The following is a 19,419-nucleotide window of genomic DNA, read 5'->3' as shown; positions in this document are numbered from 1 at the left end:
GAACACAGCAAATTAAGCGCGTCGGGGAGCCGAACCTTAGCGCGTTACACCGTGGCTCGACAATGGGCAGACGCCGGTTTGGTGGGCTTTCGCAGTCAGTTTCCCTGCCATGAGGGGCAAACCGATCAAGAACACCCCTATTCCAGCACCGGCTGCGCAAAAGCCTTGCGCACCGAATCGTGAGAGAACTCGTCGGCATGCTCCTGGACCCATTCGAGGGCCAGGGCCTGGATATCCTGCAAGTCTTCGTGGGCGTCATGCAGGCGGCAGTAGCGTTCTATCTGGCACACCTGCTCGCCCATTCGGGCGCTGAACAGCGTTTGTTCATCGACGAAGGCGATGCCCACCAGGTAACCGCGCTTACGTCGCAGGCACCAGGCGACATAGCCCAGGTAGCGCATGTCCGGGTTCACGGTCGGCATGCGTACCTCCAGCGCCGTGCCGTGGCGCCACGCGCGGTGATAATTGCAAGCCATGCCCCCGAGGCTGATAGTGTGCAGCTGTCGTCGCGAAATACATTCAGGTTTCAGCAACGTTAATTCGACGGGCACTTCGTCAGGGTGAGGAATAAATCGTCCCATGAACACAGACTCCATGTGTCGGCCATCTGACATTGTTCCCTCCAGTATAGTGGTCGAATTGGAACTGACCGATTTTGACGTCGACCAACGACTGCTGGCGATGAGCGGTGTATCGCTGGTCATTTTCACCAGTGTCGGCTGCGCCAGTTGCCGTTTTGCCCGCGAGCAATTGCCGACACTCGACCTGGCAGTCGATCGACTGTGCTGGATCGATGCTGGCAACAACGGCGGGGTGGTCGAGCGTTATCAGGTCTTTCACTTGCCGGCGCTGTTTGTCGTTCGCGACGGCGAATTCTTTGGAGCGCTGAAATCGCGCCTGACCGACACCGAGCTCAATAGGGCCGTGCGCCAGGCGCTGAGTCGAACAGCAGAGGAGTTGCCATGATGGGGACAGTTGCCAGGCCGACGATCGGCATTATCGGGACCGGCGCAATCGGCGGTTTCTACGGAGTGATGCTGGCGCGTGCCGGTTTTGATGTGCATTTTCTGCTGCGCAGCGAGTTTTCCGCGGTGGCTGAGCATGGGCTGCGGGTCGATAGTGCGCCCCACGGGGCACTGACATTGAACCCGGTACAGGCTTATTCGAACGCTGAAGACATGCCGCCCTGCGACTGGCTGCTGGTGGGCGCGAAAACCACCAGCAACGCCGACCTGGCACCTGCCATCCTGCAGGCGGCGGCACCGAATGCCAGGGTACTGCTGCTGCAAAATGGCCTGGACGTCGAAGACAGCCTGCGCGCGTTGCTCCCCGATTCGCTGCATGTGCTTGGAGGGCTGTGCTACATCTGCGTCCATCGCGAGGCGCCGGGTGTCATTACCCATCAGGCGCTGGGCGCGGTGCATGTGGGTTATCACAGCGGTCCCGCCGATGGGCCGGCACGCAGCGCAATTGTCGAGGAGGGCGTCGGGCTGTTTCGCAGCGCCGGCCTCGATTCCCTGGCCATGGCGAATTTACATCAGGCACGTTGGCAAAAACTGGTCTGGAATATCCCTTACAACGGTCTCTCGGTTTTGCTGGGAGCGAGCACCACACCCTTGATGGCCGATGCTGACAGTCGTGTGCTGATCAAGGCGCTGATGGCTGAAGTGGTGCAAGGCGCTGTTGCCTGCGGGCACGACGTACCGGCAGGGTATGCCGAGCATTTGTTCATGGTGACCGAAAAGATGCCCGACTACTGGCCGAGCATGTACCACGATTACTTGCACAAGCGACCGCTGGAACTGGCCGCGATCTACGCCCGGCCTTTGGCGGCGGCGAAGGCATCCGGGTGTGAGATGCCACGCATCGAGGCCTTGTATCGCAGTTTGAGTTTCATTGATCGACGCAACACCTGAGTCGACCGACCTGAGGGGGAAGGGCATGCCAAAGGCAATTGACGACAAGCTGGTGCTGGCGATTTCTTCGCGGGCGCTGTTCGACCTGAGCGAAAGCCACAAGGTCTACCTGTCGAGTGGCGTCGAAGCCTACCGGCAGTATCAGATCGAACACGAAGACGAAATCCTCCAGCCCGGCGATGCTTTCCCGTTGGTGCAGAAACTCCTGAACCTCAATAACAGCCTCGGCCGCGCCCGGGTCGAGGTGATTCTGGTGTCGCGCAACAGCGCCGACACCGGGCTGCGGGTGTTCAACTCGATTGACCACTACGGACTGGCGATTTCCCGGGCGGCCTTTGTCGGCGGGCGCAGTCCGTATCCCTACCTCAAGGCCTTTGGCTGCGACCTGTTTCTCTCGACCCACGCCGAAGACGTACGCAATGCACTGGACGCCGGGTTCGCGGCAGCGACCATTCTGTCGGGTGGTGCCAGCCGTGCGGCCAGCGACGAGTTACGCATTGCCTTCGATGGAGACGCGGTGCTGTTTTCCGATGAGTCGGAGCGCATTTATCAGGCCGGTGGTCTGGAAGCGTTCCAGGCCAGCGAGCGTCAGGCCGCCCGCGAGCCGTTGCGCGGAGGGCCGTTCAAGGGGTTTCTCGCGGCCCTCAACCTGTTGCAGCGTGAGTTCCCGGAGGACGCCTGCCCGATCCGTACCGCGCTGGTCACGGCGCGATCGGCGCCGGCCCATGAGCGGGTGATTCGTACGTTGCGCGAATGGGATATACGGCTGGACGAGTCGCTGTTCCTCGGCGGCCTGACCAAGTCGGCCTTCCTCGAAGCTTTCGCGGCCGACGTGTTTTTCGACGATCAGGCCGGCCACTGCGAATTGGCCCGTGAAGTCGTCGCCACCGGTCATGTGCCCCATGGCATAAGCAACGAGCAAAAGGTTTAAGCCCGCCGTTCAATGCGTTGCGCGGGACGTCGTAGTCGCCAAGGCACTGCTAAGCTGAATCAAATCTCCGCCATGTTGGCAGTCGAGGAGGTCATATGATTCGTTCGATGCTGTATGCCACTGATCTCGGCCTGTACGCGCCCGTGGTGATGCAGCATGCCCTGGAGCTGGCCCGGACCTTCAATGCCAGTTTGTATGTCGTGCATGCGGTTGAACCCATGGGGTTGTTTGCCGAATCGGTGCTGCAAAGTTACCTCGATGAACAGGCGCTGAACGAGTTTCACAGCCAGGGCCTGAATACGGTGATTGCCAGTATCGAGCAGCGGGTGCTCGACAGTTTTCGTGAAGAGCTGGGGGATGAGGGGGAGCATGACCTGGAGCGGATTCAGGCGGTGCGGGTGCTGCAAGGCGACCCATCGCAGGTGATTCTGGACCAGGCGCAGAAACTCTCCGTGGATTTGTTGATCGTAGGTAGTCACAGCCACGGTGCCGGTGCGGAAACGCCTTTGGGCCGAACCGCCGCCCGTGTGTTGCAACTGTCCAAGGTGCCGGTCTATCTGGTGCCGCTGGTGCAACGTCGTCGCCAAGGGGATCGCTAGAACACGAATAGTGGCAACTTGATAAAAAAGTTCTAGATTTATTCTTCATGCCATTAATATAGTTATATACCGTCGCTGATGCCCGTGGCGTCTACCTGCTTTGAGGGATTCATATGAAGCTTCAACAATTGCGCTACATCTGGGAAGTGGCGCACCACGACCTCAACGTTTCCGCTACAGCCCAAAGCCTTTACACCTCTCAACCGGGTATCAGTAAACAGATCCGTCTGCTGGAAGATGAACTGGGCGTCGAGGTTTTTGCCCGCAGCGGCAAGCACCTGACCCGCGTTACCCCGGCCGGCGAGCGCATCATTACCACCGCTGGCGAGATTCTGCGCAAGGTTGAAAGCATCAAGCAGATCGCCCAGGAGTTCTCCAACGAGAAGAAGGGCACCCTGTCGATTGCCACCACTCACACCCAGGCGCGTTATGCGTTGCCGCCGGTGATCAGCAATTTCATCAAGCAATACCCGGACGTGGCCCTGCACATGCACCAGGGATCGCCGATGCAAATCGCCGAAATGGCCGCTGACGGCACCGTGGATTTCGCCATTGCCACCGAAGCGCTCGAGCTGTTCGGTGATCTGGTGATGATGCCATGCTACCGCTGGAACCGTTGCGTAGTCGTGCCTCAGGGCCACCCGCTGACCAAGCTGTCGAAACTGACCCTCGAAGCGCTGGCCGAGTACCCGATCGTGACGTACGTGTTCGGTTTTACCGGCCGTTCGAAACTGGACGAAGCATTCAGCCATCGCGGCCTGACGCCGAAAGTGGTGTTCACCGCTGCCGACGCTGACGTGATCAAGACCTATGTCCGCCTGGGTCTGGGGGTGGGCATCGTGGCGAAAATGGCCGTCGACAGCAAACTCGACAGCGACCTGGTAGTGCTTGATGCCAGTGAGTTGTTCGAGTCCAGCGTGACCAAGATCGGCTTCCGCCGCGGCACCTTCCTGCGGGGTTTCATGTGCGACTTCATCGAGAAGTTCGCGCCGCACCTGACCCGCGAAGTCATGGCCAAGGCCATTCAATGCCACAACAAGCAGGAACTGGAAGAACTGTTCGACGGCGTCGAACTGCCCGTTCACTGATAGCGTTTCCTGCCGGTTAAACCACCTCGGTGACAGCGAACTGTTGCCGAGCGCCCGCCACCATAATCTCCACCTCATCGCCCTCGAACTTGCCCAGCAGGCTTTTGCCCAGCGGTGAGCGCGGGGTGATGACGGTTATCAGTTGCCCCACCAGATCGACCTTCAATCCGGCTGCATCGGGGGCGAGAAACAGCCATTGTTCGCGCCCCTTTTCGTCCTCGAGCCCGAGCAGCGCGCCCACTTCGATGCCCCGCTGATCGTCATACGGACGCAGGGCCAGGTTCTGGCAGAGGCTCAGTGACTGGCGAATTTCTTCGACCCGCCTGGCTTGCCCGGCCGCGAGATAGGACGCTTCCAGCCCCAGGGTGTCGTACTTGTTCTCGGCGATGTTTTCTTCGTGGGTCGCCGTTTCGTAGGCGGTTTGCGCGGCCCGTTCGGCGATGTCGAGATCGATCCGCAGTTTGTCGAGAATCAGTTGGTGGACGGTATGCTTATTCATGATCAATCGCAGAATTGCAGGACGTTGGCGCGGCTTTTTTCGCTGGGTGCAGTCCGGTCCTGTTGCAGCCAGAACTGACAGCTTGGGTTGGACAGGTTGCGACTGCTGCTGTGCGCCTGATCGAGTCGTTGCTGCTGCTCGTTCTTGTGCAGGTTTTCTTCATATTGGTCGAACAGCGGGCTCTGTGGCGGAATGTCCGGCACCGATTGGGCCACCACAGGTGGTTTGGCCAGTTGCTCCACAGCTGTCGCCACAGACGCCAATTGCTCGCTGAAAAGCAGGCGCGAAGCGAGCCAGCAGGTCAGCACGATGGCAATGAATCCCAGCCACATGCCGAGGGCGATGCTGCCGGTGAGTTGCAGGGCGTTAAGGCTGATCGGGAAGGATCGGCGTGGAGTGGGGCGGTGGGGCATGATTGCCTCTTGGTGAAAGGTCACTGGCGAGTGGCGATTGTCGCATGAAGAATAATCGCCGTCGGCTCTTCTGCACGGGGTAATTTATGCGGACAATCGGCGCCTTTGCCAACGGGAGCCTGGAATGCCTGAAATGAAAACCCGCTGGGATATTTTTTGCACCGTGGTCGACAACTTCGGCGACATCGGCGTGACCTGGCGACTGGCCCGGCAACTGGTGGCCGAACATGGGCTGGCAGTGCGTCTATGGGTCGATGACCTGCGAGCGTTCGAGCGCCTGTGCCCGGAAATCGACATCCACGCTGCACAGCAGTGGCATCACGACGTCGAAGTGCGCCAATGGCCCGCCGAGTGGCAGCCGACCGAAGCCGCCGATGTGGTGATTGCTGCATTTGCCTGTCAATTGCCGAGCGCCTATATGGACGCCATGGTCGAACGGGAAAAGCCGCCGCTGTGGATGAATCTCGACTATCTGAGCGCCGAGGACTGGGTCATCGGCTGCCACGGCTTGCCCTCGGTGAAGTACAAAAGCGTGCAGAAGTTCTTCTTCTTCCCTGGATTCCAGAAGGGCACCGGCGGACTGCTGCGTGAGCGAGGGTTGCTGGAACGGCGTCGGCAATTTCAGCAAAACCCGCAGGCTCAAAGAGAATTCCTGCAAGGTTTGGGGATTGATCCTGCGCCTGGCACGCAGTTGATTTCATTGTTTGCCTACGAAAACACCGGTTTGGCCAGTTGGCTCGATGGGATGGCGAGCGATTCGACGGCCACTCATCTGCTGGTACCGGAAGGGCGGATTCTCGGCGATGTCGAGCGTTGGCTCGGTGTGCAGGGTTTGGCGGCCGGTGCCGTGCATGTGCGGGATGCCTTGACCGTGCAGGTGCTGCCATTCGTCCGCCAGGACCAATACGATCGGTTACTGTGGTGCTGCGATTTCAATGCTGTGCGCGGCGAAGATTCCTTCGTGCGCGCTCAATGGGCGGGCCGGCCATTTCTCTGGCACATTTACCAGCAGGAAGAAGACATCCACCTGGACAAGCTCGAAGCCTTCCTCGAACTTTACGTAAGGGGGTTATCTGCGCCTGCGCGGGAGGCGATCAGCGGTCTTTGGCGGGCGTGGAACGCTGGTGAAAAAATAGCCGACCACTGGCAATTCACCCGTAAACACTGGCCAGAGCTGGAAAAACACGCCGAGGCGTGGTGTCTGGAACAGGCCTTGCAGGCCGATCTTGCCACGGCGCTGGTACAGTTTTATGGAAATTGGATATGATACGCGGCCTAGATTTTTGTAAATCCCATCCAAATTCGGATATTCGCAATGAAAACTGGTAAAGAACTGAAACCCGGGACCGTGATTCGTCTCGAAAACGATCCTTGGCTGGTTCAGAAAGCTGAATTCACCAAGTCCGGTCGTAACAGCGCGATCATGAAGACCAAGCTGAAGAACCTGCTGACCGGTTACAAGACCGAGATCGTTTACAGCGCCGACGACAAACTGGACGACGTAATCCTCGACCGCAAAGAAGCGACCCTGTCCTTCATCAGCGGCGACACCTACACGTTCATGGACACCACCGACTACACCATGTACGAGCTGAACGCTGAAGACATCGAAGCCGTTCTGCCTTTCGTTGAAGAAGGCATGACCGATGTTTGCGAAGCGATCTTCTTCGAAGAGCGTCTGGTTTCCGTAGAGCTGCCGACCACCATCGTGCGTCAGGTTGACTACACCGAAGGTTCCGCTCGCGGCGACACTTCCGGCAAGGTGATGAAGCCTGCCAAACTGAAGAACGGTACCGAGCTGTCGGTTGCTGACTTCATCGAAATCGGCGACATGATCGAGATCGATACCCGCGAAGGCGGTTCCTACAAAGGCCGTGCCAAATAAGCACAGCTTGAGGAATGAAAAAGCCCGACCATTGAGTCGGGCTTTTTTGTGCCTTTCAGAATCTGCGTTGAACCTCTGTGGGAGCGAGCCTGCTCGCGAAGGCGGTTTGCCAGACACATCATCATTGCCTGACACGCCGCCTTCGCGAGCAGGCTCGCTCCCACAGGGGGTACTGCGTTATTTCTTCAGGTGTTGTTTCAGCTCTTCAGAAGCCTGCAGCATCGCCGAGCGCACCGCAGGCACCTGGCTCACCACGTTGAGCAAACCGTAGTCGTGGATCATGCCGTTGTAGCGAACCGCAGTGACCGGCACACCGGCCTCGTCCAGATTGCGGGCGTAGGCTTCGCCTTCGTCGCGCAACACGTCGGCACCGGCGGTCTGCACCAGGGCAGGTGGCAATCCTTTCAACTGGGCGGTGGTCGCGCGCAATGGCGAGGCGTAGATCTCGTTCCGCTGATTGGCGTCGGTGGTGTAGTTGTCCCAGAACCACTTCATCATGTTTTTGGTGAGAAAGTGCCCCTCGGCAAACTGGTTGTAGGACGCCGTTTCGAAGTTGGCATCAGTCACCGGCCACAGCAGCACCTGGAACTTGATCGCCGGAGTGCCCTTGTCTTTGGCCATCAGCGCAACCACCGCCGCCATGTTGCCGCCGACACTGTTGCCGGCTACCGCCAGGCGCTGGCCATCGACATTGATCTCTTTACCGTGCTCGGCCACCCATCGGGTTGCGGCGTAAGCCTGGTTGATCGCCACCGGGTAATGCGCTTCCGGCGATGGCGTGTAGTTCACGAACACCGCCGCTGCACCCGAACCCGTCACCAGGTCACGCACTAGCCGTTCGTGGGTCGGGAAGTCCCCCAGCACCCAGCCACCGCCGTGGAAGAACATGAACACCGGCAGCTCGCCATTGACCCCGGCCGGCCGGACGATGGTCAGGCTGATCGGTTGGCCGTCGACTTGAATGGTCTTCTGGCTGACATCGGCTTTTGGCAGCGTCAACTTGACCCCGGCCTGCGCGCCTACCAGAACGGCGCGGGCCTCGGCGGGCGTCATTTGCTCCATCGGCTTGCCGGTGCCGGCGTTCAGAACGTCGAGGAATGCCTGGGTGTTGTGTTCAACCCCGGTACCTGCAAACGCGTTGCTGATGGACAAGGCGAGAAGGGTACCGGTCAAGACTTTGCTGAAAGTGTTCATGTTCGTTTCCTGTTCGGGCCTGGGTAGCCAGCGCTTAGACGGTTACGTGCAGACGCACATCGACGTTGCCACGGGTGGCGTTGGAATACGGGCAGACCTGGTGGGCCGCGTCGACCAGTGCTTGTGCGTCGGCTTGTTCAAGACCCGGCAGGCTGATGTGCAGGTCGATGTCCAGACCGAAGCCGCCAGGGATCTGGCCGATGCCGACGTGGGCGGTGATCGAAGCGTCGTTCGGGATGCTGCGCTTGGTCTGGCTGGCCACGAATTTCAGGGCACCGATAAAGCAGGCGGAGTAGCCGGCGGCGAACAGCTGCTCAGGGTTGGTGGCTGCACCACCGGCACCACCGAGTTCTTTCGGCGTGGCAAGTTTGACGTCGAGGATGTTGTCGCTGGAAACCGCACGACCGTCACGGCCACCGGTGGAAGTTGCGATTGCGGTGTAGAGAGTTTGCATGGTGAAAGCCTCGTTCGGGGTTTTGTGTTGTTGCGCTAAATGTTTGCGCGCTAAGTAAGTGCGGAATGAATGTATCGCGCTAATGTTTTGCGCGCAAGATAAAATTTCGAAGGAATTTGAAAAAAACGAAAGGGCGATGGGGTAGTTTTGGTTGTAAGCGTTGAGTTAGAGCTATCGAGGGGGGATTTTTTCAGCGGGAATTTTTTCAGGAGGAGGTGGCGAGCCCGATTTTTCGGGTGCCGCTCCCACAGGAATGGATGATGCGCTTTAGATCAGGCTGTCTTGCAGGTGACGACGCAGTTCTTGCAGTTCCGCTTGCAGGTTTTGCAGGCGCTCCACGGTCATCCCGCTGGCGCCGAGGATGCACTGGGGAACATCACGGGCCTTGTCGCGCAATGCCCGGCCCTGTTCGGTGAGTTCGACGATCACCACCCGCTCATCTTCACGGCTGCGGGTTCGGCTGAGCAGACCTTCGGCTTCCAGGCGCTTGAGCAGCGGCGTCAACGATCCAGGATCGGTCAGCAACCGCGTGCTGATTTCACCTACCGTTAAACCGTCCCTTTCCCACAACACCATCATCGCCAGGTATTGCGGGTAGGTCAGGCCCAGCGCTTGCAGCAAGGGTTTGTAGACCTTGGTCATCATCAGCGAAGTGGAATGCAGGGCGAAGCAGGCCTGATTGTCCAGCAGCAGGTTGTCGCAGTTGTCCGGGGTGTTGCGCTCGGTGGTCATGTCGAAGCCTTGATCTGTGATCTGAAGAATCTAGCGGGCGAATCTTTAATGCGCCAGATAATTTTGATCAGTGCCGTTGCAAATGGGTTTGCAACACCAGATCCCAGGGCGGAACGGGGCTGAAGCGGGTTTTCAGGTACTCCAGCAATAAGCGACTGCGGGAGTTGGGTTGCTGTTCCAGGCGCAAGGCATAGATGCCGGCGCTTTCCGGTTTCGGCAGGCCGCTGTCGCAGAACAGCGGCAGCAACTCACCGCGCAACAGGTACTCGCTGGCCAGCCAGGTCGGCAGATGCGCGATACCCAGTCCGGCCAATGCGCCGCACACCAGCGCCTCGGCATTGTTGGCGCTCATGCGGATCCGCGCTGGCCGGTGCAACTGCATTTGTCCGTCGTGCTCGAAACGCCAGGCGAAGGGCGGGGCCAGGCCATCCCAGTCGAGTCCATCGTGTTCAATCAGCTGTGACGGCTCGGTCGGCACGCCGCGCCGCCGCAAATAATCGGGGCTGGCGCAGGCGATGCGCACTATGCTCGCCAGTGACGTGGCCACCAGCCGGGTGTCGGCCAATTGCCCGGCGCGCAGCACCAGATCGACCTTGCCGAGGTTCAGGCCCTGCATGTCGACGAAGCTGTCGATCAAGTGCAGTTGCACATCGAGCCCGGGGTAGAGCATCAGGAAATCGGCAATCACCGGTGCCAGGTGCCGGCGACCAAAGGCTGCCGGCGCATCGATACGAATCAGGCCTTCCGGCGCGCTGCTCAGGGACACCGCCTCGGCCCGGGCCAGGCGCAACTCGGCGACGATCCGCCGTGCGCGCTCGGCAAAGGCCAACCCCGCCGGGGTGGCACGTACAGCATGAGTGCTGCGCAGGAGCAATTGACTGCCGACCGCACTTTCCAGGCTGTCGATACGCCGTGCCACGGCCGAAGGGGTCAGCGGATGACGGCGCGAGGCGGCGGAAAAACTGCCGGTTTCCAGCACGTCGAGGAACAAGGTCAGTTGGTCGGTCAGTTGATTGGGGTTCATGGCAGGTTTGCGCCTGTGCGAATTTGGCACAGCCATTGTGCGTTGCTGTGCGTTTCCGTGCCAGAAGCAACTGCGTAGGATCAAAGGCCTGACGGCAACGGGGAAAAGGCTGTGATTGAGTTATTGATGTATCTGCTGTTCGGCGCTGCGTTGGGCACACTCGGCGGGTTGTTTGGCATCGGCGGCGGCCTGATCGCCATTCCGCTGCTGGGCGTGCTGTTCGGACTCGATCAGCAGATAGCCCAAGGCACCGCGCTGGTGATGGTGGTGCCGAACGTGATGCTGGCGCTGTGGCGCTATCATCAGCGCAACCGGATCGAGCTGCGCCACGCGTTACCGCTGGCCATCATGGGGTTCTGCTTCGCCTGGCTCGGATCGATCTGGGCGGTGGGCATTGATGCGCAAACCATGCGCATAGGCTTTGTCGCGTTTCTGATCGCGCTGTCGGCGTACAACCTCGTTCGCATGTTCGCCGCCAGCGCTCCGCCGGCTTCGCAGATGAACTATTCATGGCCCTGGCTGGGCATGCTCGGCGCTGCATCCGGCACGATGGGCGGGTTGTTCGGCGTTGGGGGCGCGGTGGTGGCGACACCGGTGCTGACCAGTCTGTTCGGCACCAGCCAGGTGGTTGCGCAGGGGTTGTCGTTGGCGCTGGCCTTGCCGAGTACGGGGGTGACACTGGTGACTTACGCCGCGCACCATCAGGTCATCTGGGTGATCGGCTTACCCTTGGCGGTCGGCGGGCTGATGAGCATCAGTTGGGGCGTGAAGGTTGCCCACGCATTGCCGGAGCGGCTGCTGCGCGGGCTGTTTTGCGGGTTCCTGGTGTTCTGTGCGGTGATGCTCGCCTTCAAAGTTTGAAGCCATCGATGATGTGCTCGGCCAGGCACTCGGTTATCGGCGACGGGTTATGCAGGTTACGCACGAGCATGATGCTGGCCTCGGGCAGCAGCGGCAGGTCCTCGGCCTCACCGAGGATGCGCATGTCCGCGGTGATCAGGCTTTCAAGCTGCGCCGTGACGGCCAGGCCGGCGCTGACTACTGCCATGATCGCCGACAGGCTGTCGCTGTTGTACGCCACCCGGTAATCACGCCCCCGGGCATCCAGGGCATTGCAGGCCCACAGGCGGCAGAAGCAATCACTGTTGAACATCGCCAGGGGCAGCGGCGTCTGTTCGTGAGCGCTGTAGCATTGCGCCTCGGCCCAGACAAAACGTTCCTTGCGCAATAGTTGACCGATTTCGCTGCCCGGTTCGCGGGTCACGATGGACAGGTCGAGGTCCTGGCGCATCAGCAGTTGTTTTGATGATTCGCAGTGCACTTCTATCTGAATCAGCGGGTAAGACTGGGCAAACCGGCGCAGAATCCCCGGGAGGAACCGCATCACATAATCGTCCGGCGTGCCGATGCGCACGGTGCCGACCATGTCGGGCTCACGCAGGGTGTTGAAGACCTCACTGTGCAACTTGAGGATCCGCCGCGCATAGCCCAGCAATACCTGGCCTTCGGCCGTCAGCCGCACCTGCCGCCCGTCGCGCTGGAACAACTGGCGCTGCAGCACATCTTCTTCCAGTCGTTTCATCTGCATGCTGACGGCTGACTGGGTGCGGTTGACCATTTCGCCGGCGCGGGTAAAGCCGCCCTGGTCGGCGATGGCGACGAAGGTGCGCAACACTTCGGTATCGATACTCGGGTAGGCGGACATCCATCAATCTCCGAGATATGTTACATCAGAAACATTCGTTGGATTGATCTTAGACCCGGCGCGAGACTGGAGCCATCCAAACGGAGGGCAACAAGATGAAAGGTCAACATGAGTTCCATGGTGCAGAAAAACACTCGATTCACGTGATATCCGATCTGCTGCACAAGGTCGGCCGCTGGTACGAACTGCATCGCGAGCGCGAACTGCTGGCGAGCTTGAGCGACGAAGCACTCAAGGACATCGGCATGAGCCGTGCGGATGTGGAGAACGAGTCGATCAAACCGTTCTGGAATGACCCGATGCATAAATGATGAAGGCCACGCTACACAAACCCCTTACCGGTGAGGTAGGTTGCGAGCAGACAAGGAGGCACCCATGCCCGCAACATTGTCCTTTACCCTCAAACAGGCTCGGCGTCTGGCGCTGGCCGCCCAAGGGTTCAACGGGCGGTCGCCGCCAGCGGCGATCAAGGCTATTGCGCTCAATCGCCTGATCGAACGGCTGGGCATTCTGCAGATCGATTCGGTCAATGCATTGGTGCGTTCGCACTACCTTCCGCTGTTTTCCCGTCTCGGCAATTATTCCTCCAATTTGCTCGACCAGGCTGCCTGGAGTCAGGGCCGGCGCCGTACGTTGTTCGAGTATTGGGGTCATGAAGCCTCGTTGTTGCCACTTTCCATGTACCCGTTGATGCGTTGGCGCATGCAGCGTGCGAGCCGTGGCGAAGACATTTATCAGCAATTGGCGCGCTTTGGTCGTGAACAGCAAGACACCATTCGCAAGGTGCTGGCTTCGGTCGAGGAGCAGGGGGCGCTGGGCGCCGGGAGCCTGTCGACCCGTCAGGAACGAGCCGGTCCCTGGTGGGACTGGAGCGCGGAAAAACACGCGTTTGAATGGTTGTTCGCTGCCGGTGAAGTGACCGTTGCCGGACGGCGCGGATTCGAAAGGCTCTACGATCTGCCGGAGCGGGTGATTCCTTCAGAGGTGCTTGCACACCCCGTCCTGAGTGAAGACGACGCCCAGCGCGGCCTGTTGCGGCATGCGGCAATGGCCTTGGGGGTCGGTACGGAGAAGGACTTGCGTGACTATTTCCGCTTGAACCCTGCGGACAGCCGCCCACGTTTGGCCGAGTTGGTCGAGGCCGGGGAATTGTTGACCTGCGAAGTCCAGGGCTGGCGGCAACCGGCCTATTGTCTGCCCGAGCCAAAAGTGCCGCGCAAAGTCGTCGCCAGTGCATTGCTCTCGCCGTTCGATTCGCTGATCTGGGAGCGCAGCCGGACCGAGCGGCTGTTTGATTTCCGCTATCGATTGGAGATCTACACGCCGCAGGACAAACGGGTGTACGGCTATTACGTCCTGCCGTTTTTGCACAACGAGCGGATTGCTGCACGGGTCGATCTGCGCGCCGAACGGGGGGCGGGCCGTTTGGCAGTGCATGCCGTGCATGAAGAGGAAGCGGGGCTGGATGAGGAGGGGATGCTGGCGTTGGCGGTCAATCTGCGGCAGATGGCGGATTGGCTGGGGTTGGCGCAGGTTCAGCTCAATTGCCCGCGGGCGAGTGCGGCAAGGTTGCGGGTGGCACTGGCACAGATTGATGGTGACTGAGCTGGCCTCTTCGTCGGATCGCCGCCCGGAGCAGGCTCGCTCCCACAGGGGAACGCGGTCCAATGTGGGCGCGAGCCTGCTCGCGATAAGGGCGCCGGGATTTAGCGCCGAACCTGCTTCAGAGTCTCGGCAATCAAAAACGCCAGTTCCAGCGACTGATCGGCATTCATCCGTGGGTCGCAATGGGTGTGGTAGCGATCCGACAAGCCATCCTCGGTGATCGGCCGCGCACCACCGATGCACTCGGTCACGTTCTGCCCGGTCATTTCGATGTGGATACCACCGGCATAACTGCCTTCGGCTTCGTGCACCTGGAAGAACTGCTTCACCTCGCCAAGGATCTGCGCAAAGTCGCGGGTCTTGTAGCCGCTGCTGGCCTTGATGGTGTTGCCGTGCATCGGGTCGGAACTCCACAGCACCTGCTTGCCTTCGCGCTGGACGGCGCGGATCAGCTGCGGCAAGTGATCGCCGACCTTGTTCGTGCCCATCCGCGCGATCAGGTTCAGGCGACCCGGATCGTTCTGCGGGTTGAGCACGTCGATCAAGCGAATCAGGTCGTCGGGGTTCATGCTCGGGCCGACCTTGACCCCGATCGGATTGTTCACCCCGCGCAGGAATTCGACGTGGGCGCCGTCGAGCTGGCGGGTGCGGTCGCCGATCCACAGCATGTGGGCCGAGCAGTCGTAGTAATCGTTGGTCAGGCTGTCGCGACGCACGAAGGCTTCTTCGTAGTTCAGCAGCAGCGCTTCGTGGGCGGTGAAGAAACTGGTTTCGCGCAACTGCGGCGAACTGTCCATGCCGCAGGCGCGCATGAACGCCAGGGTCTCATCGATGCGGTCGGCCAGGTGGCTGTATTTTTCCGCCAGCGCCGAGTTGGCAATGAAGTCCAGGTTCCACTTGTGCACCTGATGCAGATCGGCAAACCCGCCCTGGGCGAACGCGCGCAACAGGTTCAGGGTGGCGGTGGACTGGTGATAGGACTGCAGCAGGCGTTCCGGGTCCGGTACGCGGCTTTTTTCGTCGAAACCGATACCGTTGACGATGTCGCCGCGGTAGGCGGGCAAGGTCACGCCATCGATGGTTTCGTCGTTGGCCGAACGCGGTTTGGCGAACTGCCCGGCCATGCGCCCGACCTTGACCACCGGGCAGCCGGCGGCAAAGGTCATCACGATTGCCATCTGCAACAACACCTTGAAGGTGTCGCGGATTTTCGCCGCGGAGAACTCGGCGAAGCTTTCGGCGCAGTCGCCACCCTGCAACAGAAACGCGCGGCCCTGGGTCACCTCGGCAAACTGACGGCGCAACTCCCGGGCTTCGCCGGCAAACACCAGCGGCGGATAGCTGGCCAGGGTCTGCTCGACCTGCTGCAAATGCGCGGCGTCGGGGTATTGGGGTTGTTGCTGGATCGGCAGGGCGCGCCAGCTGTCAGGGCTCCAGGGTTGGCTCATCACGGTCTCTAGTGTTTTCGCTCGGACGTCCATGTTATCAGCAAATTAGTGCGTGACCTGTTCCCGTCGCTTCGCCGACAATCTCGCCTTTGCCGCTCTCTACACGCGGTGTTATTGCGTTGCCGGCCCCGGTGACGATCAGGAGATGAAATGACTGAGGAGCGCGTCGAGCATCTGCTCGCCGAGGTACAGGACGAGTTCGGCGTGATTCGTGTGCTGGAAGTGGCCGATTACCGTTTTCTCGAGTTCGGTGATGCCATCGAGCAAAGCTGCGTGTTCACGGCCGATCCGAGCTGGCTCGAGTACGACTACACCCGGGCGATGCTGATCGGTGCGCTGTGCCACGAGCAACCGGAAAGCGCGCTGTTTCTCGGCCTCGGTGCCGGGACGCTGACCCAGGCCTGCCTCAAGTTCCTGCCGCTGGAAGATGTCGAAGCCATCGAACTACGCCCGGATGTACCGCGCCTGGCCATTGAATATCTGGGGCTGGATGATGATCCGCGTCTGTACATCCGTGTTGGCGATGCGCTGGAGCTGCTGGACACCGCCGAATCGGCGGACCTGATTTTCGTCGACCTTTATACCGATGTCGGTCCGGGTGTCGGTCATCTGGCCTGGAGCTTTCTGGAAAACTGCCAGAAGCGATTGAATCCGGGTGGCTGGCTGGTCATCAATCAGTGGGCCACCGACGATGGCAAACCCCTGGGCGCCGCCTTGTTGCGCGGTTTGTACCATCGACATTACTGGGAACTGCCGGTGAAGGAGGGCAACGTGATTCTGATCGTGCCGTCGGAGCTGGACCAGGAACTGGACATGGATGGCCTGATCGCCCGCGCCGAAGCGCTGGCGCCGCGGTTGGGGTATTCGCTGGATTCGTTGATCAAGTGCATTCGTCCGGCGACATGAGTTGTCTCTGATGGCCCGCGAACGGGCCATCAAAACCAGTATGAAAATCAAAGCCCTTTGAAGACCCCAGGCCGCCGCTCCACCATCGACCGCACACCTTCCTTGACGTCCTCGCTAGCCATCAACTTCTTGACTAGCAGCGGCAACGCCTGTGCCGCGGCGGTTTCCCCTTCATACCGGGCCTGTCGCGCAGACATCAGCGTCGCCTGCACCCCAAGCGGTGCCTGGCGGGCGATCCGTTCGGCCAGTTCAATCGCCCTGGGTAGTAAGTCCTCACTGGCCATGACTTCCTGCACCAATCCCAGGTGCAGGGCATCACGGGCGTCGAATTCATCACCGGTCAATAACCAGCGCATGGCATTTCCCCAGCCGGAGACTTGATGCAGACGCAGGGTGGCGCCGCCGAACGGGAAGAGCCCGCGTTGCACTTCCATCTGCGCGAACCGGGTGTTGCTGGCGCACAGGTTGATGTCGGCGGCCAGCATCAATTCGATGCCGATGGTCAGGCAATAGCCTTGGGCGGCGACAATCACCGGTTTGCTGACCCGGGGACCTGCGAACACCCCCCACGGATCACAGCCGCCGGGCGGAGCCTGCCAGCCGTCTGCGAGCGTGGTGCCGGCATTGACCAGGTCGAGCCCGGCGGTAAAATGCTCGCCATGAGCGAACACCACCGCCACCCGCGCCTCGCTGTCGGCTTCGAACTCGCCATAGGCCAGACTCAACGCGTTGAGCAGGTCGAGATCGAAGGCGTTGCGCTTGGCCACCCGATCCAGGCCGATCAGGAACACATGACCATGCCGTTCGCGGCTGACTCGACTGGAGCTGGGCTGATTCATGGAGCGATCCTCGGGGTGGGAAAGGCGTGCCAGACCGGCGGTCTGCACGGCAAAGGGTGAACCGTTTTAGCGCCGTCACCCGCATGGCCGGGCCTTTGAAAAGTAGACGGCTGATCGATTATTCGCAAAGCCTGTGACACAACGGCGTATCCGGTGGATTTTCGATAAAAAAAGCTCCCTTTTTGAGCGAATTCCGGTATAGTGCGCGCCGGCCTTTAACCGGGCCGCGTTTAGGTAGCGCAATTCCCCGAAGCCAGCTTCGGCTGCACGTCCGCCCAGCGGACTCTCCCTTGACGATTCTTTTCATTCATTCGTTTTCGCAAATCCCCGCCGACAAAGCTGCCAGGGCGACTCTTGAGTCTCAACACGGCACGCGCAGCTTTGGAGCATGGGTCTTTGCGGATGCACTTAGAGGCAGACCCATGACCCAGGAAACCGGCGGCTTCGCCGCTTTTAATCTTAATCCGAATATTCTTGCAGCCGTCACCGCGACTGGCTACGAAGAGCCATCGGCTATTCAGCAGCAATCGATCCCGATCATCATGGCCGGTCACGACATGATTGGTCAGGCGCAAACCGGTACGGGTAAAACCGCTGCGTTCGCCCTGCCGATCCTGCATCGCATCGATCCTGCAAAGCGCGAACCGCAAGCCCTGATCCTGGCCCCAACTCGTGAGTTGGCGCTACAAGTTGCAACCGCTTTCGAAACCTACGCCAAGCAAATGCCGGGCGTAACTGTTGTGGCTGTCTACGGCGGCGCGCCGATGGGCCCACAGCTGAAAGCAATCCGTAATGGCGCACAGATCGTTGTCGCCACTCCGGGCCGTCTGTGCGACCACCTGCGTCGCGACGAAAAAGTACTGGCGACCGTGAACCACCTGGTTCTCGACGAAGCCGACGAAATGCTCAAACTGGGCTTCATGGACGACCTGGAAGTTATCTTCAAGGCCTTGCCTGTCACCCGTCAGACTGTATTGTTCTCGGCCACCCTGCCGCAGTCGATCCGTGCCATTGCTGAACGCCACCTGCGCGATCCGCAACACGTGAAGATCCAGACCAAGACCCAGACCGTTACCGCGATCGAACAGGCTCACCTGTTGGTTCACGCTGACCAGAAGACTTCTGCCGTTCTCAGCTTGCTGGAAGTGGAAGATTTCGACGCCCTGATCATGTTCGTGCGTACCAAGCAAGCGACCCTGGATCTGGCCAGTGCCCTGGAAGCCAAAGGCTACAAAGCCGCTGCGCTGAACGGTGACATCGCCCAGAACCAGCGTGAGCGCGTGATCGATTCCCTCAAGGATGGCCGTCTGGACATCGTTGTGGCGACCGACGTTGCTGCTCGTGGCCTGGACGTTCCGCGCATCACTCACGTGTTCAACGTTGACATGCCGTACGATCCAGAGTCCTACGTTCACCGTATCGGCCGTACCGGCCGTGCCGGTCGCGAAGGTCGTGCACTGCTGCTGGTGACTCCGCGTGAGCGCCGCATGCTGCAAGTGATCGAGCGTGTAACCGGTCAAAAGGTTGCTGAAGTTCGCCTGCCGGACGCTCAAGCCGTTCTGGATGCGCGCATCAAGAAGCTGACCAACAGCCTGTCGCCGCTGGTTGCTGATGCCGAATCGACTCATGGCGATCTGCTGGATCGTCTGACCGCCGACATCGGTTGCACCCCGCGTGCCCTGGCCGCTGCTCTGCTGCGCAAGGCTACCAACGCTCAAGCGCTGACCCTGGCTGCTATCGAGAAAGAACGTCCACTGGTGCCGAACAATGCACCGCGTGGCGATCGTCCAGAGCGTTCCGGTGATCGTCCTGAGCGTGGTGACCGCGAGCGTCGCGCTCCGATGCCACTGGGCGAAGGCCGTGCACGTTGCCGTACCGCGCTGGGCGCGCGTGACGGTATCGCTGCCAAGAACCTGCTGGGCGCCATCCTCAACGAGGGTGGTCTGGCGCGTGAAGCGATCGGTCGCATCCAGGTGCGTGACAGCTTCAGCCTCGTCGAGCTGCCGGAAGATGGTCTTGAGAAGTTGCTGACCAAGCTGAAGGACACTCGCGTTGCCGGTAAGCAGTTGAAGCTGCGTCGCTACCGCGAAGATTGATCCGCTCTCGGGCTGATTGATCGAACATAAAAAATCCCCGACTGGTTCGGGGATTTTTTTGCCTGCTGTTTTGTGTTCGGCGTTC

At 60.2% G+C, this 19,419-nt stretch carries 22 protein-coding genes; 12 read left to right on the top strand and 10 right to left on the bottom strand.

Annotation, left to right across the window (positions count from 1 at the left end):
* Positions 1-137: 137 nt before the first annotated feature.
* Entirely contained in the window at positions 138-581 is a 444-nt protein-coding gene (locus tag AC3ITY_RS24445; protein WP_347908105.1) for a PilZ domain-containing protein, read from the bottom strand.
* Between AC3ITY_RS24445 and AC3ITY_RS24440 the strand changes: the two genes are divergently transcribed.
* The 5 genes from AC3ITY_RS24440 to cysB all read left to right on the top strand — a co-directional run bounded on the left by AC3ITY_RS24440 (position 580) and on the right by cysB (position 4,534).
* Positions 580-966 (top strand): thioredoxin family protein, encoded by a 387-nt coding sequence (locus AC3ITY_RS24440; protein ID WP_150726281.1) that lies wholly within the window; start codon positions 580-582, stop codon positions 964-966. The genes AC3ITY_RS24445 and AC3ITY_RS24440 overlap by 2 nt on opposite strands.
* Complete coding sequence (locus AC3ITY_RS24435) at positions 963-1,916, top strand: putative 2-dehydropantoate 2-reductase (protein ID WP_489305493.1); 954 nt, start codon at positions 963-965, stop codon at positions 1,914-1,916. Before AC3ITY_RS24440 ends, AC3ITY_RS24435 begins: the two co-directional genes overlap by 4 nt.
* Before the next feature lie 25 nt (positions 1,917-1,941).
* A complete protein-coding gene (locus AC3ITY_RS24430) occupies positions 1,942-2,847 on the top strand; it encodes a 5'-nucleotidase (protein ID WP_489305492.1) in 906 nt (301 codons plus the stop codon).
* Between the two features lie 95 nt (positions 2,848-2,942).
* Complete coding sequence (locus AC3ITY_RS24425; RefSeq protein WP_056727114.1) at positions 2,943-3,446, top strand: universal stress protein; 504 nt, start codon at positions 2,943-2,945, stop codon at positions 3,444-3,446.
* A gap of 113 nt (positions 3,447-3,559) precedes the next feature.
* Positions 3,560-4,534, top strand: coding sequence for an HTH-type transcriptional regulator CysB (gene cysB / locus AC3ITY_RS24420; RefSeq protein ID WP_007998136.1), 975 nt, complete (start codon positions 3,560-3,562; stop codon positions 4,532-4,534).
* A 16-nt stretch (positions 4,535-4,550) separates the two neighbouring features.
* Here the strand turns inward: cysB and AC3ITY_RS24415 are convergent, their stop codons facing one another.
* Together AC3ITY_RS24415 and AC3ITY_RS24410 are read right to left on the bottom strand one after the other, a co-directional pair.
* Positions 4,551-5,033, bottom strand: a complete 483-nt coding sequence (locus tag AC3ITY_RS24415; RefSeq protein WP_223456276.1) for a GreA/GreB family elongation factor — start codon at positions 5,031-5,033, stop codon at positions 4,551-4,553.
* A gap of 2 nt (positions 5,034-5,035) precedes the next feature.
* Positions 5,036-5,446, bottom strand: coding sequence for a hypothetical protein (locus AC3ITY_RS24410; RefSeq protein ID WP_489305491.1), 411 nt, complete (start codon positions 5,444-5,446; stop codon positions 5,036-5,038).
* 124 nt (positions 5,447-5,570) lie between these two features.
* On the opposite strand from AC3ITY_RS24410, the gene earP reads away from it, so the two are divergent.
* Both earP and AC3ITY_RS24400 read left to right on the top strand, forming a co-directional pair.
* Positions 5,571-6,713 carry an elongation factor P maturation arginine rhamnosyltransferase EarP gene (gene earP / locus AC3ITY_RS24405; protein ID WP_489305490.1) on the top strand — a complete coding sequence of 381 codons (1,143 nt, stop codon included), beginning with the start codon at positions 5,571-5,573 and terminating at the stop codon, positions 6,711-6,713.
* A 48-nt stretch (positions 6,714-6,761) separates the two neighbouring features.
* Entirely contained in the window at positions 6,762-7,331 is a 570-nt protein-coding gene (locus AC3ITY_RS24400) for an elongation factor P (RefSeq protein ID WP_007943632.1), read from the top strand.
* 177 nt (positions 7,332-7,508) lie between these two features.
* Here the strand turns inward: AC3ITY_RS24400 and AC3ITY_RS24395 are convergent, their stop codons facing one another.
* From AC3ITY_RS24395 to AC3ITY_RS24380, 4 genes are all read right to left on the bottom strand, one after another.
* Complete coding sequence (locus AC3ITY_RS24395) at positions 7,509-8,525, bottom strand: alpha/beta hydrolase (RefSeq protein WP_489305489.1); 1,017 nt, start codon at positions 8,523-8,525, stop codon at positions 7,509-7,511.
* 34 nt (positions 8,526-8,559) lie between these two features.
* Entirely contained in the window at positions 8,560-8,979 is a 420-nt protein-coding gene (locus AC3ITY_RS24390; RefSeq protein WP_046031808.1) for an organic hydroperoxide resistance protein, read from the bottom strand.
* Between the two features lie 267 nt (positions 8,980-9,246).
* Positions 9,247-9,711, bottom strand: a complete 465-nt coding sequence (locus AC3ITY_RS24385) for a MarR family winged helix-turn-helix transcriptional regulator (protein ID WP_489305488.1) — start codon at positions 9,709-9,711, stop codon at positions 9,247-9,249.
* A gap of 67 nt (positions 9,712-9,778) precedes the next feature.
* Complete coding sequence (locus tag AC3ITY_RS24380) at positions 9,779-10,735, bottom strand: LysR family transcriptional regulator (RefSeq protein ID WP_489305487.1); 957 nt, start codon at positions 10,733-10,735, stop codon at positions 9,779-9,781.
* A gap of 111 nt (positions 10,736-10,846) precedes the next feature.
* Here AC3ITY_RS24380 and AC3ITY_RS24375 point away from each other — a divergent pair, with 111 nt between their 5' ends.
* On the top strand, positions 10,847-11,596 hold the full coding sequence (locus AC3ITY_RS24375; RefSeq protein ID WP_489305486.1) for a sulfite exporter TauE/SafE family protein: 750 nt from the start codon (positions 10,847-10,849) through the stop codon (positions 11,594-11,596).
* On the opposite strand, the gene AC3ITY_RS24370 is transcribed toward AC3ITY_RS24375, so the two are convergent.
* Positions 11,586-12,440 carry a LysR substrate-binding domain-containing protein gene (locus AC3ITY_RS24370; protein ID WP_489305485.1) on the bottom strand — a complete coding sequence of 285 codons (855 nt, stop codon included), beginning with the start codon at positions 12,438-12,440 and terminating at the stop codon, positions 11,586-11,588. The two genes, AC3ITY_RS24375 and AC3ITY_RS24370, sit on opposite strands and share 11 nt — an antisense overlap.
* 95 nt (positions 12,441-12,535) lie before the next feature.
* On the opposite strand from AC3ITY_RS24370, the gene AC3ITY_RS24365 reads away from it, so the two are divergent.
* On the top strand, positions 12,536-12,751 hold the full coding sequence (locus tag AC3ITY_RS24365) for a DUF1127 domain-containing protein (RefSeq protein WP_007983517.1): 216 nt from the start codon (positions 12,536-12,538) through the stop codon (positions 12,749-12,751).
* A 64-nt stretch (positions 12,752-12,815) separates the two neighbouring features.
* A complete protein-coding gene (locus tag AC3ITY_RS24360) occupies positions 12,816-14,045 on the top strand; it encodes a winged helix-turn-helix domain-containing protein (protein ID WP_489305484.1) in 1,230 nt (409 codons plus the stop codon).
* A gap of 101 nt (positions 14,046-14,146) precedes the next feature.
* Here the strand turns inward: AC3ITY_RS24360 and AC3ITY_RS24355 are convergent, their stop codons facing one another.
* Positions 14,147-15,493 (bottom strand): class II 3-deoxy-7-phosphoheptulonate synthase, encoded by a 1,347-nt coding sequence (locus tag AC3ITY_RS24355; RefSeq protein ID WP_489305483.1) that lies wholly within the window; start codon positions 15,491-15,493, stop codon positions 14,147-14,149.
* A gap of 150 nt (positions 15,494-15,643) precedes the next feature.
* On the opposite strand from AC3ITY_RS24355, the gene AC3ITY_RS24350 reads away from it, so the two are divergent.
* Complete coding sequence (locus AC3ITY_RS24350) at positions 15,644-16,399, top strand: spermidine synthase (RefSeq protein WP_108229894.1); 756 nt, start codon at positions 15,644-15,646, stop codon at positions 16,397-16,399.
* Between the two features lie 47 nt (positions 16,400-16,446).
* Here the strand turns inward: AC3ITY_RS24350 and AC3ITY_RS24345 are convergent, their stop codons facing one another.
* Complete coding sequence (locus AC3ITY_RS24345) at positions 16,447-17,238, bottom strand: crotonase/enoyl-CoA hydratase family protein (protein WP_489305481.1); 792 nt, start codon at positions 17,236-17,238, stop codon at positions 16,447-16,449.
* Positions 17,239-17,660: 422 nt separating this feature from the next.
* Here AC3ITY_RS24345 and AC3ITY_RS24340 point away from each other — a divergent pair, with 422 nt between their 5' ends.
* Positions 17,661-19,334 (top strand): DEAD/DEAH box helicase, encoded by a 1,674-nt coding sequence (locus tag AC3ITY_RS24340; RefSeq protein WP_150726297.1) that lies wholly within the window; start codon positions 17,661-17,663, stop codon positions 19,332-19,334.
* The last annotated feature ends 85 nt before the right edge of the window (positions 19,335-19,419 follow it).

This window comes from Pseudomonas sp. GL_091, assembly GCF_057837725.1.
Note: the sequence above shows the minus strand (reverse complement) of the source record. Positions and strands in the feature narration are given on the sequence as shown.